Origin of the sequence: Xenorhabdus vietnamensis (genome assembly GCF_002127535.1) — a bacterium.
GTDB lineage: Bacteria > Pseudomonadota > Gammaproteobacteria > Enterobacterales > Enterobacteriaceae > Xenorhabdus > Xenorhabdus vietnamensis.
The window spans coordinates 103,409-122,522 of record NZ_MUBJ01000005.1 but is presented as its reverse complement, the minus strand read 5'-3'; the positions used below and the strand labels follow the sequence as shown (position 1 = coordinate 122,522).

Genomic DNA, 19,114 nt, shown 5'->3' with positions numbered 1-19,114 from the left:
GATCAGGTCCTCTCTGTTTTGCTTAACCACATTTCATCCATTGCTCCCCCACGGATCTGCATTGGATAAACATGTTCTGTTTCATCAACAGTAACATCCACGAAAACCAGACGTTGATTTTCAGTGACTTCATGCAGGGCTTGAGCCAGCTTCGTCTCCAGCTCATCGTAAGTTTGGATGGAGATGCCAATATGACCATAAGACTCTGCCAATTTGACGAAATCAGGCAGGGATTCCATATAAGATTGAGAATGGCGACCCGCATATATCATGTCCTGCCATTGTTTCACCATGCCCAAGAAACGGTTGTTTAAATTCAGTACCAGAACAGGTAAACCATATTGCAAGGCAGTAGACAATTCTTGAATATTCATCTGGATACTACCATCCCCTGTCACGCACACCACCGTAGCATCAGGTTTTGCCAGTTTCACACCAAGCGCGGCAGGCAACCCAAAACCCATAGTGCCTAATCCCCCGGAATTGATCCAATGTCTTGGTTTATCAAATGGATAATGCAGTGCAGCAAACATCTGATGCTGACCAACATCTGACGCAAGATATGCCGCCCCCTTAGTTAAACGATAAAGGGCTTTAATTGCGGCCTGTGGCTTGATCTTCACTGTAGTCTGATCATAATCAAGGCACTTACGGCTGCGCCACTGTTCAATGGAAAGCCACCAATCTTTCAAAGCATCAGGATCTTGGATATCTTCAGTGGAATCCAATAATTCCAGCATCTGACCAAGTACTTGCCTGGCATCTCCGACAATAGGAATATCTGCTGCCACTGTTTTAGAAATCGAGGCAGGATCGATATCAATATGTAGTACAGTTGCTTCCGGACAATATTTTTCCAGATTATTGGTTGTTCGATCGTCAAAACGCACACCCACAGCAAAAATCACATCGGAATTGTGCATCGCCTTATTTGCTTCGAAAGTACCGTGCATCCCCAGCATTCCTAAACTTTGGCGATGAGTTGCGGGAAATGCCCCCAACCCCATCAATGAGCTGACAACCGGAATATGGAAACTTTCAGCCAACTTCACCAGTTCTGTTGAACATTCTGAATTTATGGCACCGCCCCCGACATAAAGCACGGGTTTTTTCGCTTCCATCAAAGTTTTCAATGCCCGTTTAATTTGTCCTTTGTGCCCCTGAACTGTGGGATTATAAGAGCGCATGTTAATTTTTTCAGGATACACATATGGGAACTTTAATGCAGGATTGACGGTATCTTTGGGAAAATCGATAACGACAGGGCCTGGCCGACCACTTGCAGCCAAGTAAAAAGCTTTTTTAATTGTACTAGGGATGTCTTCTGCTTTTTTCACCAAAAAACTATGCTTCACGATGGGGCGGGAAATGCCCACCATGTCACATTCCTGAAAAGCATCATTGCCTATCAGAGAACTGGCAACCTGACCAGATAACACCACCATGGGGATTGAATCCATGTATGCCGTTGCGATTCCTGTAATGGCATTCGTTGCCCCAGGGCCGGATGTCACCAAAACGACCCCGACTTTTCCCGTACAACGTGCATATCCATCCGCCATATGAACGGCCCCCTGCTCATGACGAACCAAAATATGCTCGATTCCTCCAACCGTATGCAGGGCATCATAAATATCTAATACAGCCCCACCCGGATAGCCGAACACATGTTCAACACCCTGATCGATTAGCGATCTAACAACCATTTCGGCTCCTGACAGCATCTCCATCGAGTTTGCCTCCAAGCTCTGTTTGCAAGTTAATCGTCGGAATTTCATAAGGTAACGAAAAAGTTACCTTATTTATTCCATTTCTTATTTAATTTCTTATTTATATAGAATGAATTGAGTTTAATGCTATTTCGATAACGTTAGATAACATTACATTCAATAACACTATACTCGATAACACTAGGTTAACTAAAATAACGTTAGATACAAACGTTAGCAAACATCAATTCACACACTGCAAACATTTGTTTGATGGATAGCCGCGATCTTGCCTGTATTCAATCCCGATACATGGATTCAATTTCGCACTGATAACGTTGAGAGATAATCTTACGTCGTAACTTTAATGTAGGTGTTAACTCCCCTTTTTCCATTGAGAAAGCTTCCGGCAAAAGAATAAATCGTTTTACCTGATGGAATTTAACAATATTTTTTTGCATTTCCTGCAAGCGCCGCTCAAACAGCTCTATAACCTGATGGTTGCGCAACAACTCAAGACGATCACGATAATGGAGGTTGATTGATTTCGCGTATTCTTCTAGCGCTTCATAGCTGGGAACTATCAATGCAGAAACGAATTGGCGAGCATCGGCAATGACCGCAATGTGTTCAATGAAACGATCCTGTCCTAACATTCCTTCAATCATTTGTGGCGCAATATATTTGCCTGTTGACGTTTTCATCAAATCTTTCAGACGCTCGGTAATAAACAAATTACCGTCATCATCCAGTCCCCCAGCGTCACCTGTCCGCAACCAGCCATCTTCAGTAAAGGCATGGACAGTTTCCTCTGGGCGGTTGAAGTAACCTTTCATTACAATAGAGCCACGCACTTGGATCTCACCTTCTGCGCTGATACGAACATCAACACCAGGCAATGGCGTACCAATTGAACCCAACAGATAATTTTTTTCTTCCCAGCAGGATACCGTGGCGCAGGTCTCTGTCATGCCATATCCATATTTAATATTCAGGCCGATAGACAGGAAAAAACGGGTAATATCATCGTCAAGGCGTGCTCCCGCCACTGGCAAGAAACGTATCCGCCCCCCTAAAAGATTGCGGAGCTTGTTCAGCACCAATTTGTCAGCCAATTGATAACTACAGCGCGTGAATGGACAACCTTTTTGATTCTTCTGTAGACGCATCCAGCGGCTTTCTCCCTGCTTTAATGCCCAATTAAAAATCATTTTGCGCAAAAAATGGGCGCGAGAAACTTTTTCCAAGATCGCGCCATGAACTTTTTCATAAAATCGGGGAACAGAACACATGACCGTCGGACGAACATCAGACATCGCTTCACGCACAAGATTTGTGTCAGCCAAATAAACATTCAGGGCAGCAGTATGCATAACATAATAACTCCACGCCCGCTCAAAGATATGGGATAAAGGTAAGAAGCAAAGTGACACATCCTGCTTACTCAATGTCAATCTTTGATCATGTAAATAAAGCTGTGAAGCGATATTGCGGTAATCCAACATCACTCCCTTTGGCTCCCCCGTTGTACCCGAGGTATAGATTAACGTGAAGAGATCATTTAAATCCCGGTCAGCAATACGGCCATCAAGTTCAGCCTGATATTGTGAATAATCACTATCAATGAAAGTGGATAAATACAATGCCTGCGGACATCCTTTCAAATCCACAGATTCATCCATAACAATAAGGTGAGTAAGTTGGGGACACAATTCAATCAGCATCACCGCAATGTCATGTTGCTCCTGTCCACCAACAAATAAAACCTGTGCTTCTGCATCATTAAGAATAAATGCGGCTTGATCACAGGTACTGGTCGCATACAGCGGCACTGTTACAGCCCGAAGCTGAAGAATAGCTAAATCAGCCAATGACCATGCCATACAATTGTGTGCAAAAATGCCAACTTTCCCCTGCACTTCTATTCCCAATGACAGTAATGCTCTTGCCACGGATTTAGTTGTGCATTCAACCTGCCGCCAATTCATTTCAAGCTGTTCTGATGGTGACCATTGCCGAAATGCAATTTTTTCCGGATATTCGTTGGCTTGCTGTTGCAATCGGTTAACCAAGTGATAGGAATGCAGAGAATCTGTTATCACAATATATTCCTGTATAAGTCTTTTATTCAGCGTCTTCAGTAAGCATATCGCCTACTTTTCAGCTTACAGATGTTAGCTATTTTCGCGCAGTCTACCTATTCCTGATAAAAGGGGAAAGTGTATTTTTGACATCTCTTTTCTTTGAATGGAAAGTGGTTATAGGATTTATCAAATAAGAATTAAAAAATCAGAAATAAATATCGTTATCAGACGAATACGGTAACAAGCTGAACCATGAAAAATTCAGGCAACCAAAACTCTATTGCATAAGCTAAAACGAACCAAGAGCCTTATCCCTGAGTACTTTTATCTGATAAGCAGCTAGAGGGATAGGCTCTCATTTCATATATTTTACTTTAACGTGATTTATTCCTGTTCACCAAGATGACTTAACAGTGATTTCATCCACTGATGGCCTTTATCCCGATCTGTTGAACTATGCCATATTAAATAGCAAGGACAAGAAATCCGACCATTGGGCAGCGATACTGAACAAATATTTAACTGTTCAGAGTAGTGTTCAACCATCCATTTTGGCACGATGGCAACTAAATAAGTCTGGGAGACAATATTAAGAACACTATTTAAATCCGTTCCCTGATAAGAAACAGAGCGCAATAATTCATTGCTTTCATAGTAAGGTTTACTGAATGAATCTGTGTTATCCAACGAGACAATAGCATGTCTTTCTTCCTGTAATTGCTGCTGTGTAATTAGCTTCCCAATTCTAGGATGATGCTTGGAAACTGCCAGAACCAATTCATCATTAAACAGGGGATAATTATGGAAATCAGGACGTTCTAATTGGGTATAACTGATAACAAATTCTATTTCCTGATATTTTAATTGCTTCGCAACATCATCACTAATTTGTGTTTTAATGACAACTTCAATATTAGAAGCATGTTTTTTTATTTGCCCAACAATTTGAGCCGCTAAACGAATATCAAGAGGGCTACAAATAGAGAGATTAAATACTCTTGTACTATTATCGGGATCAAATCCCACTCCGGGCAATTCATTATGGACAATTTGCAGCGCCTGCCTGAGTGGCCCGAAAAGCTGTTTTGCCCTTGCCGTTGGCTGAATACCTCGACCATAGCGAACAAATAATTCGTCATCAAACATCGTCTTCAAGCGTGCTACCGCATTACTGACAGCCGGTTGTGACATTCCCAATGCCTGAGCTGCACGTGTAATATTCTGCATTTGCATTACAGCATCAAAAACGGTAAGCAAATTAAGATCTACACTACGCAATTGAACATCGCATGGCTCTTTTTTTCCTGTAGTTACTGAGTTGTATTCAGTCATTATTTCACTCCACTAAACTTATAGCAGTGATCTCACTAAATAATGGAATATTAGCTGTTTCTAAATGCAACATTTAGACATCAAAAACAGCCTTACCAATTAATAAGATCAATTACCCCAATTTGTTGGAAAATAAATTGAGAATCTTCCTTATACAAAAATCAAATATGCATAACCAATGCATTCTTATCTACGTAACCGTAATATTTTTATAAGCATGAATATTAATGCGTTATATATGAATAGGAATAACTCAACTTACACTAACGACTTACATCACAAACGATCAGCCAATAATGAAAAAATGAAGAGTAAAAACAACTCATAATAAAATGACTGCATTCCAACTAGTTATCAGAAATTTCCATTAATATTCGCTATCAAGAAAATGATCAGGTATATTAAATAGAAATTAGTTTTTCCAATATATCGAGACACAATTTATTAATATTCTATATGGTTATGATTGCTTAACCTAAAAACACCGTGGTTAACATTCATCATTCCTTGTTCCTCAGAACTTATCAGTATGTATCCGTATTAAAACAGTCTAATAAAACATCACATATAATTAACTGTATAAAATAACAGATATAACATTTATCATCCATCACAGCCGAATTTTACTCCATATATAGATATGAAAAATAGATAAAAACATCGCTAAAAATGTAAAAAATAGTCACCAAATCCAATAACTGTTTAATAAGCAACCGACAATGAATATGATTCCCTCTGAATTTATACTTATACTGCTTGACATTGTTTTTTAGATAAAGTATCTATTAAATACATTGAAAGTTAAAACTTAATTAACAAATTTATAAAGGTTAGCTCACATGATTCACTCTATTCTTCTACTAAGCCTACTACTCGTTGCCTTTAATGTGCGCGGTATGCTGGTGGATGAAAAACAGAGTTAAGTTAACCTTCATCAGAAACAAAAACCCGCGCACGGCGCGGGTTTTTTTTACCTGCTCGGCGCTCAAAAATAAAACATGACTACCTAACTAAATCACCGAATTAGCCTATTTGACAGGAGCACAACATGAGCCAGATGAGCCAGCAAGTTATTATCTTCGATACCACATTACGTGATGGAGAGCAGGCATTACAAGCCAGCCTGAGTGTGAAAGAAAAATTGCAAATCGCTTATGCACTGGAAAGGCTGGGAGTTGATATCATTGAAGCAGGCTTTCCAGTTTCCTCTCCGGGGGATTTTGCATCAGTTCAAACCATCGCCCGTGAAATCAAAAATAGCCGTATTTGTGCCTTATCCCGCTGCGTTGATAATGATATTGATGTTGCCGCTGAAGCCCTGAAAGTTGCTGAAGCCTTCCGCTTGCACATGGTACTGGCTACCTCAAATCTGCACGTCGAACATAAATTAAAAAGAACCTTTGATGATGTTGTTGAAATGGCGGTTCGCTCTATCAAGCGAGCACGCAACTACACCGATGATGTTGAATTTTCCTGTGAAGATGCCGGCCGTACCGATATCGATAATCTGTGCAAAATTGTCGAGCAAGCCATCAAAGCGGGTGCAACTACAATCAACATTCCAGACACGGTTGGCTACACCACACCTTATCAATTTGGTGGCATTATACGTACATTGTTTGATCGCGTACCCAATATTGACAAAGCGATTATTTCAGTCCACTGCCACGACGATTTAGGCATGTCCGTCGCTAACTCCATCACAGCCGTTCAGGCAGGTGCTCGTCAGATAGAAGGCACTATAAATGGATTGGGAGAACGTGCAGGAAACTGCTCGCTGGAAGAAGTAATCATGACAATCAAAACACGCCAGCAAATGTTAGGAGTTCATACAAATATCAACCATAAAGAAATTTATCGTACAAGTCAGTTAGTTAGCCAAATTTGCAATACTCCAATTCCTGCTCATAAAGCCGTTGTCGGCAGCAATGCGTTTGCTCACTCATCTGGTATTCATCAGGATGGTATCCTGAAAAATCGTGAAACTTACGAAATCATGACACCAGAATCTATCGGCCTGAAAGATACCCAGCTGAACCTGACCTCACGTTCTGGCCGTGCCGCAGTAAAACATCGCATGACAGAAATGGGTTATAAAGAAAATGACTATGATCTGGATACGTTGTATCAAGCATTCTTGAAGCTGGCAGATAAAAAAGGACAAGTATTTGATTACGATCTGGAAGCTCTGGTCTTCATCAACCAACAACAGCAAGATAATGAATATTACCGTCTGGATTATTTCAGTATTCAGTCAGGCACCAGCTTAGTTCCCACAGCAACTGTTCGTCTGGCTTGCGGAAATGAACTCAAGTCTGAGGCCTCTACAGGCAACGGTACAGTTGATGCCATCTATCAGGCCATTAACCGCATCACCGGCTATCCGCTGGAGTTAATTTCTTATCAATTATCAGGCAAGGGGCATGGTAAAAATGCTCTCGGTCAGGTTGATATTATCGTGGAATGTTTTGGCCGTCGTTTTCATGGAATGGGCTTGGAAACTGACATCATTGAATCTTCTGCCAAAGCAATGATCCACGTCCTGAATAACATCTGGCAGGCAGAACAAGTAGAAAAAGAAAAGCAACGCATCTCCCAAAGCAGTATCCAAGACGATAACCAGCACAACACAAAGGAAACTGTATAATTATGCCTTCAAGCCAATCTATTTCAAACTACGCGACTCCTAGCAAGCAGGATGCTAAGCACTACTATCACATTGCTGTTTTGCCCGGTGATGGCATTGGACCTGAAGTTATAAAGCAAGCCTACAAAGTGCTGAATGCCATCCGTCATCGTTTCAATATACGCATCACAACCAGCGAATATGATGTGGGAGGGATCGCTATTGATCGCCACGGTACACCCTTGCCGCAAGAAACAATTGTCGGCTGTGAAAAAGCTGATGCGATCCTGTTTGGCTCCGTAGGTGGTCCGAAATGGGAACACCTCCCTCCGGCACAACAGCCAGAACGCGGGGCATTATTGCCATTGCGAAAACATTTCAAGTTATTCAGCAACTTACGTCCAGCACGCTTATATGCAGGTTTAGAATCTTTTTGTCCTCTTCGTCATGATATTGCCACCAAAGGTTTTGATATTTTATGCGTTCGTGAACTGACTGGTGGAATTTATTTTGGACAACCCAAAGGGCGTGACGGTGAAGGAAAATATGAACGTGCTTTTGATACCGAGATTTATCATCGTTTCGAAATAGAGCGGATCGCACACATTGCATTTGAATCAGCACGCAAACGCCGCCATAAAGTCACTTCGATTGATAAAGCAAATGTTTTACAAAGCTCCGTGTTATGGCGTGAAGTTGTCGGCAAAATCGCCAAAGATTATCCTGATGTTGAAATCGAACACATGTATATCGATAACGCCACTATGCAACTAATCAAGGATCCGACGCAATTTGACGTTCTGCTATGCTCCAATATTTTTGGGGATATTTTATCTGATGAGTGCGCCATGATCACCGGTTCAATGGGCATGCTACCTTCTGCCAGCCTGAATGAAAAAGGCTTTGGCTTATACGAACCTGCTGGTGGTTCAGCACCTGACATTGCTGGCAAAAACATCGCCAACCCAATTGCCCAAATATTATCCACAGCATTGTTGTTGCGCTATAGCCTTGGGCATCAAGATGCCGCAGATGCCATTGAACAAGCGATTAACCGAGCTCTGGAGCAAGGTTATCGCACAGCAGATCTCGCTGGTAATGATAAAGCACTCAGCACCAATGAAATGGGTGATATTATCTCGCGCTATATCATCGAAAAAATTTAAGAGGATGGAAAACTTAACGAATCAACCTGAATTTCTTCGCTAACATAAACAATTCCCCCCTCATTAAATTACCCGCGAAAAAAGCCAGTAAAATCACTTACTGGCTGGTAAAAAATGACTGAGAATCACTGGCGCTTTTACCCTCGTCCAACCTATCTATTTTCATCATTGGTTCGAATTACAGGGTAAACGTAGCATAAAGGGAGTAAAAATGAACACTTTTGGGTGGTTTGATTTTAAATCTGCCTGGCTTACGCATTCAGAAGGATAATTCACAGAAAAAACTAAAGTTATAAACATCTATTACTTGGCATAAACCATTTTATTCACGCCCTTTGTGGATATGTGTGTGAAGAAGTAAGGGGTAAAACGAGTATATTTTTATTACATACCTTTATTTTCTCTATTATAAAAAATAAATACTTATTATTTTTCATTGCATTAATATATTTCACCTCCCCTTTTAACAACATATCTTACATACAAAAATTTACAATTTTTCCTGATGAGCAAGGATTAGCCAATGGTTATTTTATCCACAGGATATGCCTTTTTAGTTAAGAAAAAATTATCTATTTTTGTGGAAGACTTCATTCATTAAGGCTGTAAATCAAACCAGTAATCTCACTTTTTATTACTTATCCCATAAATCTGTGGATAACATGGTGTAAGATCCTGTTTATTATTACTGGGAATGAGTGAATAATCATAACAAATTTATTTTTAATGCAGAGAACATAAATAAAAAAATCTTTTATATCATGTCATTATCAAGATAATCATGATAATGATAAACTAATAATTATTCCCAACAATTCATAGTACGTTTTTTAAACAGACAAAAAAGACTCTAAAATATGTACTTTACACCCCCGACACCACCTGAAAACGAACAACAACTATTCGATCGTGCCCATTCTCTGGCAGGCTTATCTATGGGGGAACTTGCTGAGTTAGCTAAGCTCCCTATTCCCCCTAACTTAAAACGTGATAAAGGTTGGGTTGGTATGTTGCTTGAATATTATTTAGGTGCGAGTGCAGGCAGTAAACCCGAACAAGATTTTGAAAATATTGGTGTCGAACTGAAAACAATCCCTGTGGATAGCAAAGGCTCTCCATTAGAAACAACCTTTGTCTGTGTTGCGCCTTTAACAGGCAACAGTGGTATTAAATGGGAAAATTGTCACGTCAGGCGTAAATTATCCCGCGTCCTGTGGATACCCGTTGAAGGAGAAAGAAGCATCCCACTTTCCGAACGTCGTGTCGGTTCTCCGTTACTTTGGAGCCCGAATGTTATTGAAGAAGAATTGTTGCAACGCGATTGGGAAGAACTCATGGATCTTATTGTTCTGGGAAAAGTCGAGAATATCACAGCACGTCATGGTGAAGTGCTACAGCTGCGCCCCAAAGCCGCCAATAGCCGAGCACTGACAGAAGCGATAGGAGAATATGGTCAGCCAATCATGACATTGCCCAGAGGTTTTTATTTGAAGAAAAATTTTACCGCACCGTTATTGGCCCGCCATTTCTTTTTATAGCTTATAACATGGCAAAAAAATTAAAATACGATAGAAATGCCATTAAGTTAAAATATGCTTAATAAGTTAATTACTGTTATCTGAAATAAACCGATACATCAAAGTATTACGACATTCCAAAATAGAATAATCAGTGGGTGGCCTGCCAAGTAGCCACCTTACTCATTTTTATACAAACTTTGATGCAAAGACCCTGAATGTTCTATTTCTCTTTCAATCTAAAATCAAATTTAGTGCTGCCTACTTTATCAACATCTAAGGCTAATTGAGAATCAGGGGATATTTTCACTGTAGCAATATCAACACAACCGGATGACGGATCATAGCCAAGGTAAATAGTCCCAACCAGCGGATAGCTGCTATTGATCCTGTTTCTGACATAGATACCACATGAAAGCACATTGCTGCTGGCAGTAGAAGGAATATTAACATATTCCATTTTACTACCCGCTTTCACTGAAGGAACTTTAGCATTTCTCATTCCCTCAGCATCCAATATCATCAAATAAGTACCTACCTTGGCATCAGTTGTATCTATTAGGTTCAGATCAATGGAAAAATTAGGTTGTTGATAATACGCAACATCACTTCTTTCAATCACAATAGTTCCTCTGCTTATATCATTACCATCAAATTACTTGAATTCCATCAGATATATTCCTTACCTTGCAAACTGCTTTGTTAACCACTTTGTGAACCTTGTTTTTAGCTTATGCTGTTAACTATATACCGCATTAACTACATGGTTAACAACAACCTAAAATCTATTGGACATAAACATTACTCACAACTGTTTCGACAATAAAAATTTTAAAAAGGGAAGCTTACATTTTCAAAAATGACATTTCCCAAATAACGGGAAAATCATGATGTCCAGAAGAATGATTTTAAGCTTTTTTATACATGTTTATCATTAATAAATTAAATAATAGCAATATATAAAACCATAATATTGCAAAATGATATAATACCAAAAAGTAATAATTTACTTTATTTTTAATACTCCACTCGTCAATTGCTCCTATTATTTAGGTACTTTTTCACTTTCTTCAGTGCCATTTGTCTTTTCAGTGGGGATAAATAATCAATAAAAATAATGCCATGTAAGTGGTCAATTTCATGCTGCATAACGATTGACAGAAAATCTTCGCTTTCTACCATAATGGGCTTACCGTACCGATCAAAAGCCTCTACCTTCACTTTTTCAAACCGTTCAACATCTGCATAATACCCCGGAATCGATAGACAACCCTCCTGATTTACCACACGACGTTCTTTTTCAACAATCTTAGGGTTAACCAAAACCATTGGCTGATCACGATTCGGAGAAAGATCAATGACCAAAACCGCTTCTTTCCGACCGACCTGTGGAGCGGCCAAACCAATACCATTATCAGTGTTGTACATTGTCTCCAACATGTCATCAATCAGAGGTTGAACTTTATCAAAACCAGTCACATCAACACATTTTTGCCTTAGTCTTTCATCTGGAATTGTGAGTATATCTAGAATTGCCATAACGTATCATCCTTTGTTAACTACATTGAGACTTGAAATTTACTAAGTAAATATACATTATAAAATATATCTCATTCCCAATGGGATATCAGCAATTATTAAAATAGCTTTATTGAAAATAATTAAAACCCATTAATTAAAATTATCGTTAATTCTTTTCAAAACCAAGCGGGCTAGATTTTTAATCTATATTTGCTTTCTGATAAGAAAATAAAAAATTTAATAAAAATAACCAATAAAAATAAAATCGACCAGATTCAATAAAGTTATAAAAAATGCCAAACGATGTTCTTCGTTTGGCATAATTTTTTGATTAATTTAGTTTTTATGACTTTATTTTTTGTTACAAACTTGCATTTTCAAATGCATGAGACAAATCAGCTATCAGATCATCTGCATTTTCAATACCAACTGAAATACGGATCAGCTGTGGGGTAATCCCTGCTGAAAGACGTTTTTCCAGAGGAATGGAAGCATGTGTCATAGTAAACGGCTGACCAATCAAACTCTCCACGCCCCCTAAACTTTCCGCTAATGTGAACAATTGCAGTTCTTTAATGACTCGACGCGTATAATCATCATCACCTTTCAGTACGATGGAAATCATGCCACCAAAACCTTGCATTTGACGTTTTGCCAGATCATGCTGAGGATGAGAGGCAAGGCCGGGATAATACACTTTCTCAACTTGTGGCTGCTGTTCGAGCCAATGTGCAATCTTCTCTGCGTTATCAATATGGCGCTCCATACGCAGTGCCAATGTCCGAATGCCACGCAGGACAAGGAAACTGCTGAATGGGTCAAGAATGCCACCAATGGAGTTTTGCAGGAAGGCCACTTGTTCCGCCAGCTCTGCATTATTTCCCACCACAGCAAGGCCGGCAACAACATCAGAATGACCATTAAGATATTTCGTTGCAGAGTGAACAACAATGTCAAAACCCAAATCAAGTGGACGCTGGATATAAGGAGAAGCAAAAGTGTTATCTGCAACACTAATGATATTGTGGCGCTTGGCAATATGTGCAATTGCTGCTAAATCAGCCAATTTCAGCAATGGGTTAGTGGGCGTTTCCACCCAAATCATTTTAGTGTCGGGCTGAATTGCCGCTTCCAACGCCACGGTGTCCCCGGCCTCGACGTAAGTGACTCTCAAACCGGCAGTCCGGCTGCGCACTTTTTCCAGCAATCGGTAAGTGCCACCATAGAGATCATCCACTGCAATAATATGACTGTCTTTATCAAGTAGCTCCAGAATAGTCGAACTGGCAGCCAGACCAGAACCAAAAGCATAGCCACGAGTGCCATTTTCCAATTCAGCAATCGCACGCTCCAACGCATCACGCGTCGGGTTGCCACTACGGGAATATTCATATCCGGTATGCTGACCCGGCGCAGGTTGAGCATAAGTTGACGTAGCATAAATTGCGGGCATTACTGCACCAGTATGATCAGGCACATAACCTGCGTGAACGCTTTGTGTATCAAATTTAATCTTATTAAACCCAGTCTTAGCAAACTTAGTCATTAATTTATTCCTGAAAGAGATCAATTGAGTTGTTGACGCCATGCGTTCAGCACATCGGTACGAGTCACAAGGCCCAGAAAGTGATTGTCATCATCAACAATCAGAGCCACATGACCAGCATCAAAGGTGGCAGTTAACTGCTTTAATGGTGCTTTTTTATTGAGTGTATGAACCTGACTGGTCATCGCCTCAGTAATAGGTAAAGAGAAATTGCATGAATTGGCCTGAATAGTATGCATGAGATCCCACTCATCAATGATACCTACGACTTGATCGTTCTCGATCACAGGTAGCTGTGAAATGTCATACAGACGCATGCGACCATAAGCTATCTGCAAGGTATCTTGTGGGGAAACTGAAACCGTCGCGCCATCCCGATAACGATAGGTAATGTAATCGCTCAAATCATTTTCTTGTGGTTGTGAGCGCAACCCTTGTTCCAATAACCAATAATCATTAAACATCTTCGACAGATATTTGTTGCCACTATCACAAGCTAACGTAACCACACGTTTCGGCGTTTTCTGTGCGCGGCAATAGCGCAGCGCCGCCGCCAGCAATGTTCCCGAAGAAGAGCCAGCCAGGATGCCTTCTGCCAACAGTAAATCCCGGGCGCTGGCAAACGCGTCTGCATCAGTGATGCGATAAGCATGGTGAACCTGAGAAAAATCACCAAGAGGCGGGACAAAATCTTCTCCTATACCTTCCACAAACCAACTGCCAGCTTCGTCATAGTGACCATGCTCAACATAATCGGCAAGGATAGAACCTTTAGGGTCAGCGAGGACAAATTCCGTATGAGGAGAAACCCCCTTAAAATACTGGCTCAAGCCACCAAGAGTCCCGCCAGAACCGACACCAACCACCACCGCATCAACATCCTGTTCCATCTGCTGCCAAATCTCTGGACCTGTGCTAGCAATATGGGCGGCTGAATTCGCAGGGTTATTGAATTGATCAATATAATAAGCATCACTGATTTCTTTCGACAGACGCAGAGCATAGTCCTGATAATACTCTGGATGCCCCTTTCCAACATCAGATCGTGTCAGGCGCACATCCGTCCCCAGCGCCCGCAAATGATAAATTTTTTCCCTGCTCATCTTATCAGGTACAACCAAAATCAGTTTATAGCCTTTCATGGCAGCAACTAATGCCAGCCCTATACCTGTATTACCTGCCGTAGCTTCAATGATGGTGCCCCCTGGCTTCAACAATCCTTGTTTTTCCGCCTTTTCAATCATTGAAAGTGCAACACGATCTTTAATTGAACCACCCGGATTTTGATTCTCTAACTTGATGAACAACTGGCATGGTCCTGTATCCAAATGAGTAAGTTCCAGTAACGGTGTATTCCCTATAAGTTCAAGAACCGAGCGTGGTGCTGCCATATTTGCCTCTTGATAATTGTTAAAATTTGCAAATAACACTTTCAGACGGGGAGAGAATAACGCTGTATAGCAATCAATTTGAAAGAATAAATAAAAACTACATATAACAAAAGGTAATTAACTAATTCTATATTGATAAATAAAACATGATTTAAAATCATTATTTCTAATCATTTGCTAATAAATAAATTCTAATAGAATGGATTGAATGAAAATCAGCACCCTACAATAATAATGTCATTGCAATCTAAACAGGGCATCATTCAGCCTGTATATTCCCTCTTAATCCAACAAATCCGGTAAAATGACATACAATTAAGTTGCATAAAGCAAGATTACATAAAACAAACCTACATAAGACAAACATCCCACCAACAAAGAACAAACAAAAGGGGTAACTATGTATACATACAAAGAAGCCGCCAATTTTGCAGCATTCGTGCTATATGCAGCGAAAATGAATGAACAGTATTACAATAATCCAACGCCTCCAGCCGACCCTAGAATTAAAGAGGATGGATGGAAAGTTATAGCATATATATCTGCAAATGATCTGTCTTTCTCAGTCACGCCCCGAAAAAGCGTATGGCCCGATCATGTCTGTTATGGATATGTGGCAGAAAAAAGCAGCTCTCCAGAAGAATATGTTGTTGCTATCCGTGGAACAGACCCTTCAATTTTTCTAGAAGATATCCACGATGGGCTTATTGATTTCACCTCACCGTGGACCCATTTCCCCAAGGTAGAAGTAAGCCAGGGGTTTTTTAGTGTCTATGATTCAATGAAGCTGATGACTATTGAACCTGAATCACACCATGATTATAGCAACCTTAAATTGGCGGAAGCGATTGCCCAACTCATAGGAGTAAACAGTCAATTCACGATAATCGGTCACAGCCTTGGGTCTGCAATCGCATCCTATCTCATGTATGAAATTGGCTCTATAACGCCCAATCACTCAGCCTGTTTATTTGCCTGTCCAAGACCAGGAAATAAGGAATTCTCCAAACACGTTACTCAAAACTTTAGCAATTTTGCTGTATTCAATTATATAGATGACGTCATACCTCACCTACCTCCTGAAATTTTGGGATATTCCTCATTGGACTATACCAACGAATTTAAACCTCAAACCAAGCTAGATATTTCAGATGGGCCATTATGTAGCCACTATTTAATTAACTATATTGCCAGGTTAGATTTGGATGTGTTCAAAAGAGTGACGAAATATGGTGATATTGATTCTTGTATCAATCTATAAGAGTTGATGAATTAACAGTCATTGATGGGTTAACAGTTATTGCTCAAGTTAAGTAAGATAACTTGATTTTTCCTCCAACCACTGTAATACCTATTTCATTTAGGAACCCAGTAAACAGGAGCATGAAAATGAAATGGCGTGGTTACACATACAGTGCAATATTAATAGCAAGCAGCCTGTTTTCCCCAGCATTATGGGCAAAAGGGGAAGCGCATTTGTTATTCCATATGGGGCTGGGAGTCAACGGCAAATTCTTTGTGGGCGGCACACTGCAAAATAAAGGTGACCAACCCTTAGCTGGGGGCTATCTGGCTGTTTTACCCCTTAATGATAAGTGTAAGCCAGGCACACTGGCAGTACACTCATTTGAGGCATTAGCGTCAGGAGAAAAGAAAGAATTTCGCATCCCTGTAAATACGCCACTAAGTGGTTATCGTTTGATTGGTTTTGGTGCCTATGACGATATGGGTTTTTCTCTCCCTGTAGTAGATGAAACAGCAAAAATCATTAAAGAGCGTGAACTCAGTGAGCGCAAAGCATGTCAATCAGCACGGAAACCTGCATCTGAAAATAAGACTGCAACCCCAAAATCATAATATTAGATTTAGATAATGCTATTAAGTCACAATATTGAGTAGCTGTGTTGAATATAGTTAACTAATCTCAGGATGGTTTACTAAAAATAAACCATCCTTTTTGTAACCTATTATTTCCTGCCATAAAAAATTATCGGATAAATTTTTAATCCGTATTTATCCGTAATAATGCAAAACCATCCCAACCTTTTTTCCCCACAGTTTGTAAAGCAGTGACAATAAGTTCTGAACGGTTGAGCATCTGATCAAGTACCTGACGGACACCTTCAACAGATTCATTCCGCTGCTTATGTAAAATTGCACCTTCACGAATCATATTGTCCACTTATTTCACTTGATAGCCATTGGGATTTTGAGACTGCCAACGCCAAGCATCTGCGGTCATCTCCACAATAGTACGGCTTGCCTTCCAACCTAGCTCTCGCCCGGCTTTTTCTGGGCTTGACCAACATTCCGCAATATCTCCCGGACGACGTGGGCAAATCTCATAAGGAACAGGCTTGCCACTGGCCTGACTGAAAGCTGCCACCATTTCCAGCACGCTGGTACCTTTTCCGGTGCCCAAATTGTAGATATGCAGCCCCGGCTTCTTGCCAACGACATTTAATGCTGCAATGTGTCCGTCGGCCAAATCCATAACATGGATATAATCACGCACTCCGGTGCCATCAGATGTCGGATAATCATTACCATACACAGACAGCTTTTCCCGGCGACCTACCGCTACTTGGGCAATATAAGGCATCAAATTATTAGGAACTCCTTGAGGATCTTCCCCCATTGTGCCCGAAGGATGAGCACCAACTGGATTGAAGTAACGCAGCAGCACCACAGACCAATCATTTTCAGCATGATGAAGATCAGACAGGCAGTGTTCAACCATGTACTTACTGGTTCCATAAGGGTTAGTCGTATTGCCTACCGTGGATTGCTCGGTAATCGGCACAACATCAGGATCACCATATACTGTCGCGGATGAACTAAAGATAATGCTTTTTACACCCGCTTTATGCATACTGCGCACCAGCACCAGCGTTCCATTGACATTATTATCATAATATTCGATAGGTTTAGCGACAGACTCCCCAACCGCTTTCAAACCGGCAAAATGAATTACCGATTGAATCTGATGGCGAGCAAAAATGGTATCAAGGAAGGATTCATCACGAATATCCCCTTCATAAAATAGAGGTTGCACACCAGTTAGTGCTTCAATGCGGGCCAGTACTTCACGATTGGCATTGCACAGATTATCGATGATGATTGGCGTCATTCCTGCTTCAAGCATTTGGACACACGTATGGCTACCGATATAGCCCATTCCACCTGTCACTAATATTTCCACGTTGACCTCTTTTTTTATTGATAACACACAAGAGTATAAAAAGAGTCATCGCATTAGTGAACTAAAAGTAAAATATGGCAAAATCAGGTGATAACTCTTTTCAGATGATCCACCATTCAATAATCATAGCTAACAATAAAATCCGATGATGAAAACAATCACTTTTACTTCTGCTCAAACCGCTACCATAAATGATAATTTTTTCAACGAAATACAAACAGGCGTACTATTCGGATATCCCGATATTCAAGTTATGCAGACTTACTTTGATCAAGCTTACTATCGGGATACATTATTTGATGAATGTGGTATTGCCTATCCGCCAAAATTACAGAGTGCGGTCAATAAACGGCGAGCGGAATATCTGGCAGCCCGTTACTGCACTCAACAAGTTCTGGATCACCTCGGTTATCCTGGCTTTCAGGTCGCTAATGCTCAGGATCGCTCCCCAATCTGGCCTGAAAATATTTGTGGCGCCATTTCTCATACTACCAATTGTGCCATTGTCTTTGCAGCTTCTTGTGATAAATATCGGATAATTGGTGCAGATATCGAACAGGAAATTAAATCAGATACCATCGAAAATGTTTCACACAGCATCATCAATAACAATGAAGTGGCATTGCTGACAAAATGTCCCTTATCCTTTGAACAAGCATTCACCCTTGCGTTCTCCATCAAAGAGAGTTTGTTTAAAGCACTTTACCCCCATGTAAAATGTTTTTTTGATTTCCATGCGGCTGAAATTACGTCAGTTGACTGCAGTGATCACTCTGTGAATATCAAACTATTGCAAACATTATCTGATGAGTATCAAGCAGGTTCGCAATTTTATGGAAATTTTGCTCTCATGCCTCGGCAACAAGTACTGACATATTTGATTGGTTAGATAGTTATCTCTAATAGGGAAAATTAAGCGACTGGCAAGTACTTTCGGGTAACGGTATCAGGGAGTAGATCAAGATAACAATAAGATGTTATAACGCAAAAACCACCGCAATCACGGTGGTTTTGCAATCA

15 protein-coding genes are annotated in these 19,114 nt (G+C 40.5%); 6 read left to right on the top strand and 9 right to left on the bottom strand.

Features of this window, described 5'->3' with window-relative positions; all coding sequences use genetic code 11:
* Positions 1-2: 2 nt before the first annotated feature.
* The 3 genes from ilvI to leuO form a co-directional block, all read right to left on the bottom strand.
* The gene (gene ilvI / locus Xvie_RS06730) at positions 3-1,730 is read right to left on the bottom strand and encodes an acetolactate synthase 3 large subunit (protein WP_086108570.1); all 1,728 of its coding nucleotides are present in this window, start codon (positions 1,728-1,730) and stop codon (positions 3-5) included.
* A 278-nt stretch (positions 1,731-2,008) separates the two neighbouring features.
* The gene (locus Xvie_RS06725) at positions 2,009-3,808 is read right to left on the bottom strand and encodes an AMP-dependent synthetase/ligase (protein ID WP_422645957.1); all 1,800 of its coding nucleotides are present in this window, start codon (positions 3,806-3,808) and stop codon (positions 2,009-2,011) included.
* A 369-nt stretch (positions 3,809-4,177) separates the two neighbouring features.
* A complete protein-coding gene (leuO, locus tag Xvie_RS06720) occupies positions 4,178-5,125 on the bottom strand; it encodes a transcriptional regulator LeuO (protein WP_086108568.1) in 948 nt (315 codons plus the stop codon).
* 1,057 nt (positions 5,126-6,182) lie between these two features.
* On the opposite strand from leuO, the gene leuA reads away from it, so the two are divergent.
* The 3 genes from leuA to mutH all read left to right on the top strand — a co-directional run bounded on the left by leuA (position 6,183) and on the right by mutH (position 10,455).
* Positions 6,183-7,772: a 2-isopropylmalate synthase gene (gene leuA / locus Xvie_RS06715; protein WP_086108650.1), complete on the top strand. Its 1,590-nt coding sequence runs from the start codon at positions 6,183-6,185 to the stop codon at positions 7,770-7,772.
* Positions 7,773-7,774: 2 nt separating this feature from the next.
* Positions 7,775-8,917: a 3-isopropylmalate dehydrogenase gene (gene leuB, locus Xvie_RS06710; protein WP_086108567.1), complete on the top strand. Its 1,143-nt coding sequence runs from the start codon at positions 7,775-7,777 to the stop codon at positions 8,915-8,917.
* An 857-nt stretch (positions 8,918-9,774) separates the two neighbouring features.
* Positions 9,775-10,455 carry a DNA mismatch repair endonuclease MutH gene (gene mutH, locus Xvie_RS06705; protein ID WP_086108566.1) on the top strand — a complete coding sequence of 227 codons (681 nt, stop codon included), beginning with the start codon at positions 9,775-9,777 and terminating at the stop codon, positions 10,453-10,455.
* Positions 10,456-10,657: 202 nt separating this feature from the next.
* Here mutH and Xvie_RS06700 read toward each other — a convergent pair whose 3' ends face one another.
* The 4 genes from Xvie_RS06700 to Xvie_RS06685 all read right to left on the bottom strand — a co-directional run bounded on the left by Xvie_RS06700 (position 10,658) and on the right by Xvie_RS06685 (position 14,892).
* Positions 10,658-11,056, bottom strand: a complete 399-nt coding sequence (locus tag Xvie_RS06700; RefSeq protein WP_086108565.1) for a hypothetical protein — start codon at positions 11,054-11,056, stop codon at positions 10,658-10,660.
* 410 nt (positions 11,057-11,466) lie between these two features.
* Complete coding sequence (gene def, locus Xvie_RS06695) at positions 11,467-11,973, bottom strand: peptide deformylase (RefSeq protein WP_086108564.1); 507 nt, start codon at positions 11,971-11,973, stop codon at positions 11,467-11,469.
* A 343-nt stretch (positions 11,974-12,316) separates the two neighbouring features.
* On the bottom strand, positions 12,317-13,501 hold the full coding sequence (locus Xvie_RS06690; protein WP_086108563.1) for a trans-sulfuration enzyme family protein: 1,185 nt from the start codon (positions 13,499-13,501) through the stop codon (positions 12,317-12,319).
* Positions 13,502-13,521: 20 nt separating this feature from the next.
* On the bottom strand, positions 13,522-14,892 hold the full coding sequence (locus Xvie_RS06685; RefSeq protein ID WP_086108562.1) for a pyridoxal-phosphate dependent enzyme: 1,371 nt from the start codon (positions 14,890-14,892) through the stop codon (positions 13,522-13,524).
* Between the two features lie 400 nt (positions 14,893-15,292).
* On the opposite strand from Xvie_RS06685, the gene Xvie_RS06680 reads away from it, so the two are divergent.
* Positions 15,293-16,153, top strand: a complete 861-nt coding sequence (locus Xvie_RS06680; protein WP_086108561.1) for a lipase family protein — start codon at positions 15,293-15,295, stop codon at positions 16,151-16,153.
* A gap of 128 nt (positions 16,154-16,281) precedes the next feature.
* Positions 16,282-16,749: a membrane-associated Zn-dependent protease 1 gene (locus Xvie_RS06675; RefSeq protein ID WP_086108560.1), complete on the top strand. Its 468-nt coding sequence runs from the start codon at positions 16,282-16,284 to the stop codon at positions 16,747-16,749.
* A gap of 145 nt (positions 16,750-16,894) precedes the next feature.
* Here the strand turns inward: Xvie_RS06675 and Xvie_RS06670 are convergent, their stop codons facing one another.
* Positions 16,895-17,074 carry a hypothetical protein gene (locus Xvie_RS06670; protein ID WP_086108559.1) on the bottom strand — a complete coding sequence of 60 codons (180 nt, stop codon included), beginning with the start codon at positions 17,072-17,074 and terminating at the stop codon, positions 16,895-16,897.
* Positions 17,075-18,094, bottom strand: a complete 1,020-nt coding sequence (galE, locus tag Xvie_RS06665) for a UDP-glucose 4-epimerase GalE (protein WP_086108558.1) — start codon at positions 18,092-18,094, stop codon at positions 17,075-17,077.
* Between the two features lie 145 nt (positions 18,095-18,239).
* On the opposite strand from galE, the gene Xvie_RS06660 reads away from it, so the two are divergent.
* Positions 18,240-18,983, top strand: coding sequence for a 4'-phosphopantetheinyl transferase family protein (locus Xvie_RS06660; RefSeq protein ID WP_244175507.1), 744 nt, complete (start codon positions 18,240-18,242; stop codon positions 18,981-18,983).
* Positions 18,984-19,114 lie beyond the last annotated feature (131 nt).

Excerpts from the sequence above, each read along its gene's own strand:
- def (WP_086108564.1), bottom strand. The coding sequence starts at position 11,973 with ATGGCAATTCTAGATATACTCACAATTCCAGATGAAAGACTAAGGCAA.
- leuO (WP_086108568.1), bottom strand. The coding sequence starts at position 5,125 with ATGACTGAATACAACTCAGTAACTACAGGAAAAAAAGAGCCATGCGAT.
- leuB (WP_086108567.1), top strand. The coding sequence starts at position 7,775 with ATGCCTTCAAGCCAATCTATTTCAAACTACGCGACTCCTAGCAAGCAG.
- Xvie_RS06660 (WP_244175507.1), top strand. The coding sequence starts at position 18,240 with ATGATGAAAACAATCACTTTTACTTCTGCTCAAACCGCTACCATAAAT.
- leuA (WP_086108650.1), top strand. The coding sequence starts at position 6,183 with ATGAGCCAGCAAGTTATTATCTTCGATACCACATTACGTGATGGAGAG.
- Xvie_RS06680 (WP_086108561.1), top strand. The coding sequence starts at position 15,293 with ATGTATACATACAAAGAAGCCGCCAATTTTGCAGCATTCGTGCTATAT.
- ilvI (WP_086108570.1), bottom strand. The coding sequence starts at position 1,730 with ATGGAGATGCTGTCAGGAGCCGAAATGGTTGTTAGATCGCTAATCGAT.
- Xvie_RS06675 (WP_086108560.1), top strand. The coding sequence starts at position 16,282 with ATGAAATGGCGTGGTTACACATACAGTGCAATATTAATAGCAAGCAGC.
- Xvie_RS06685 (WP_086108562.1), bottom strand. The coding sequence starts at position 14,892 with ATGGCAGCACCACGCTCGGTTCTTGAACTTATAGGGAATACACCGTTA.
- Xvie_RS06690 (WP_086108563.1), bottom strand. The coding sequence starts at position 13,501 with ATGACTAAGTTTGCTAAGACTGGGTTTAATAAGATTAAATTTGATACA.
- mutH (WP_086108566.1), top strand. The coding sequence starts at position 9,775 with ATGTACTTTACACCCCCGACACCACCTGAAAACGAACAACAACTATTC.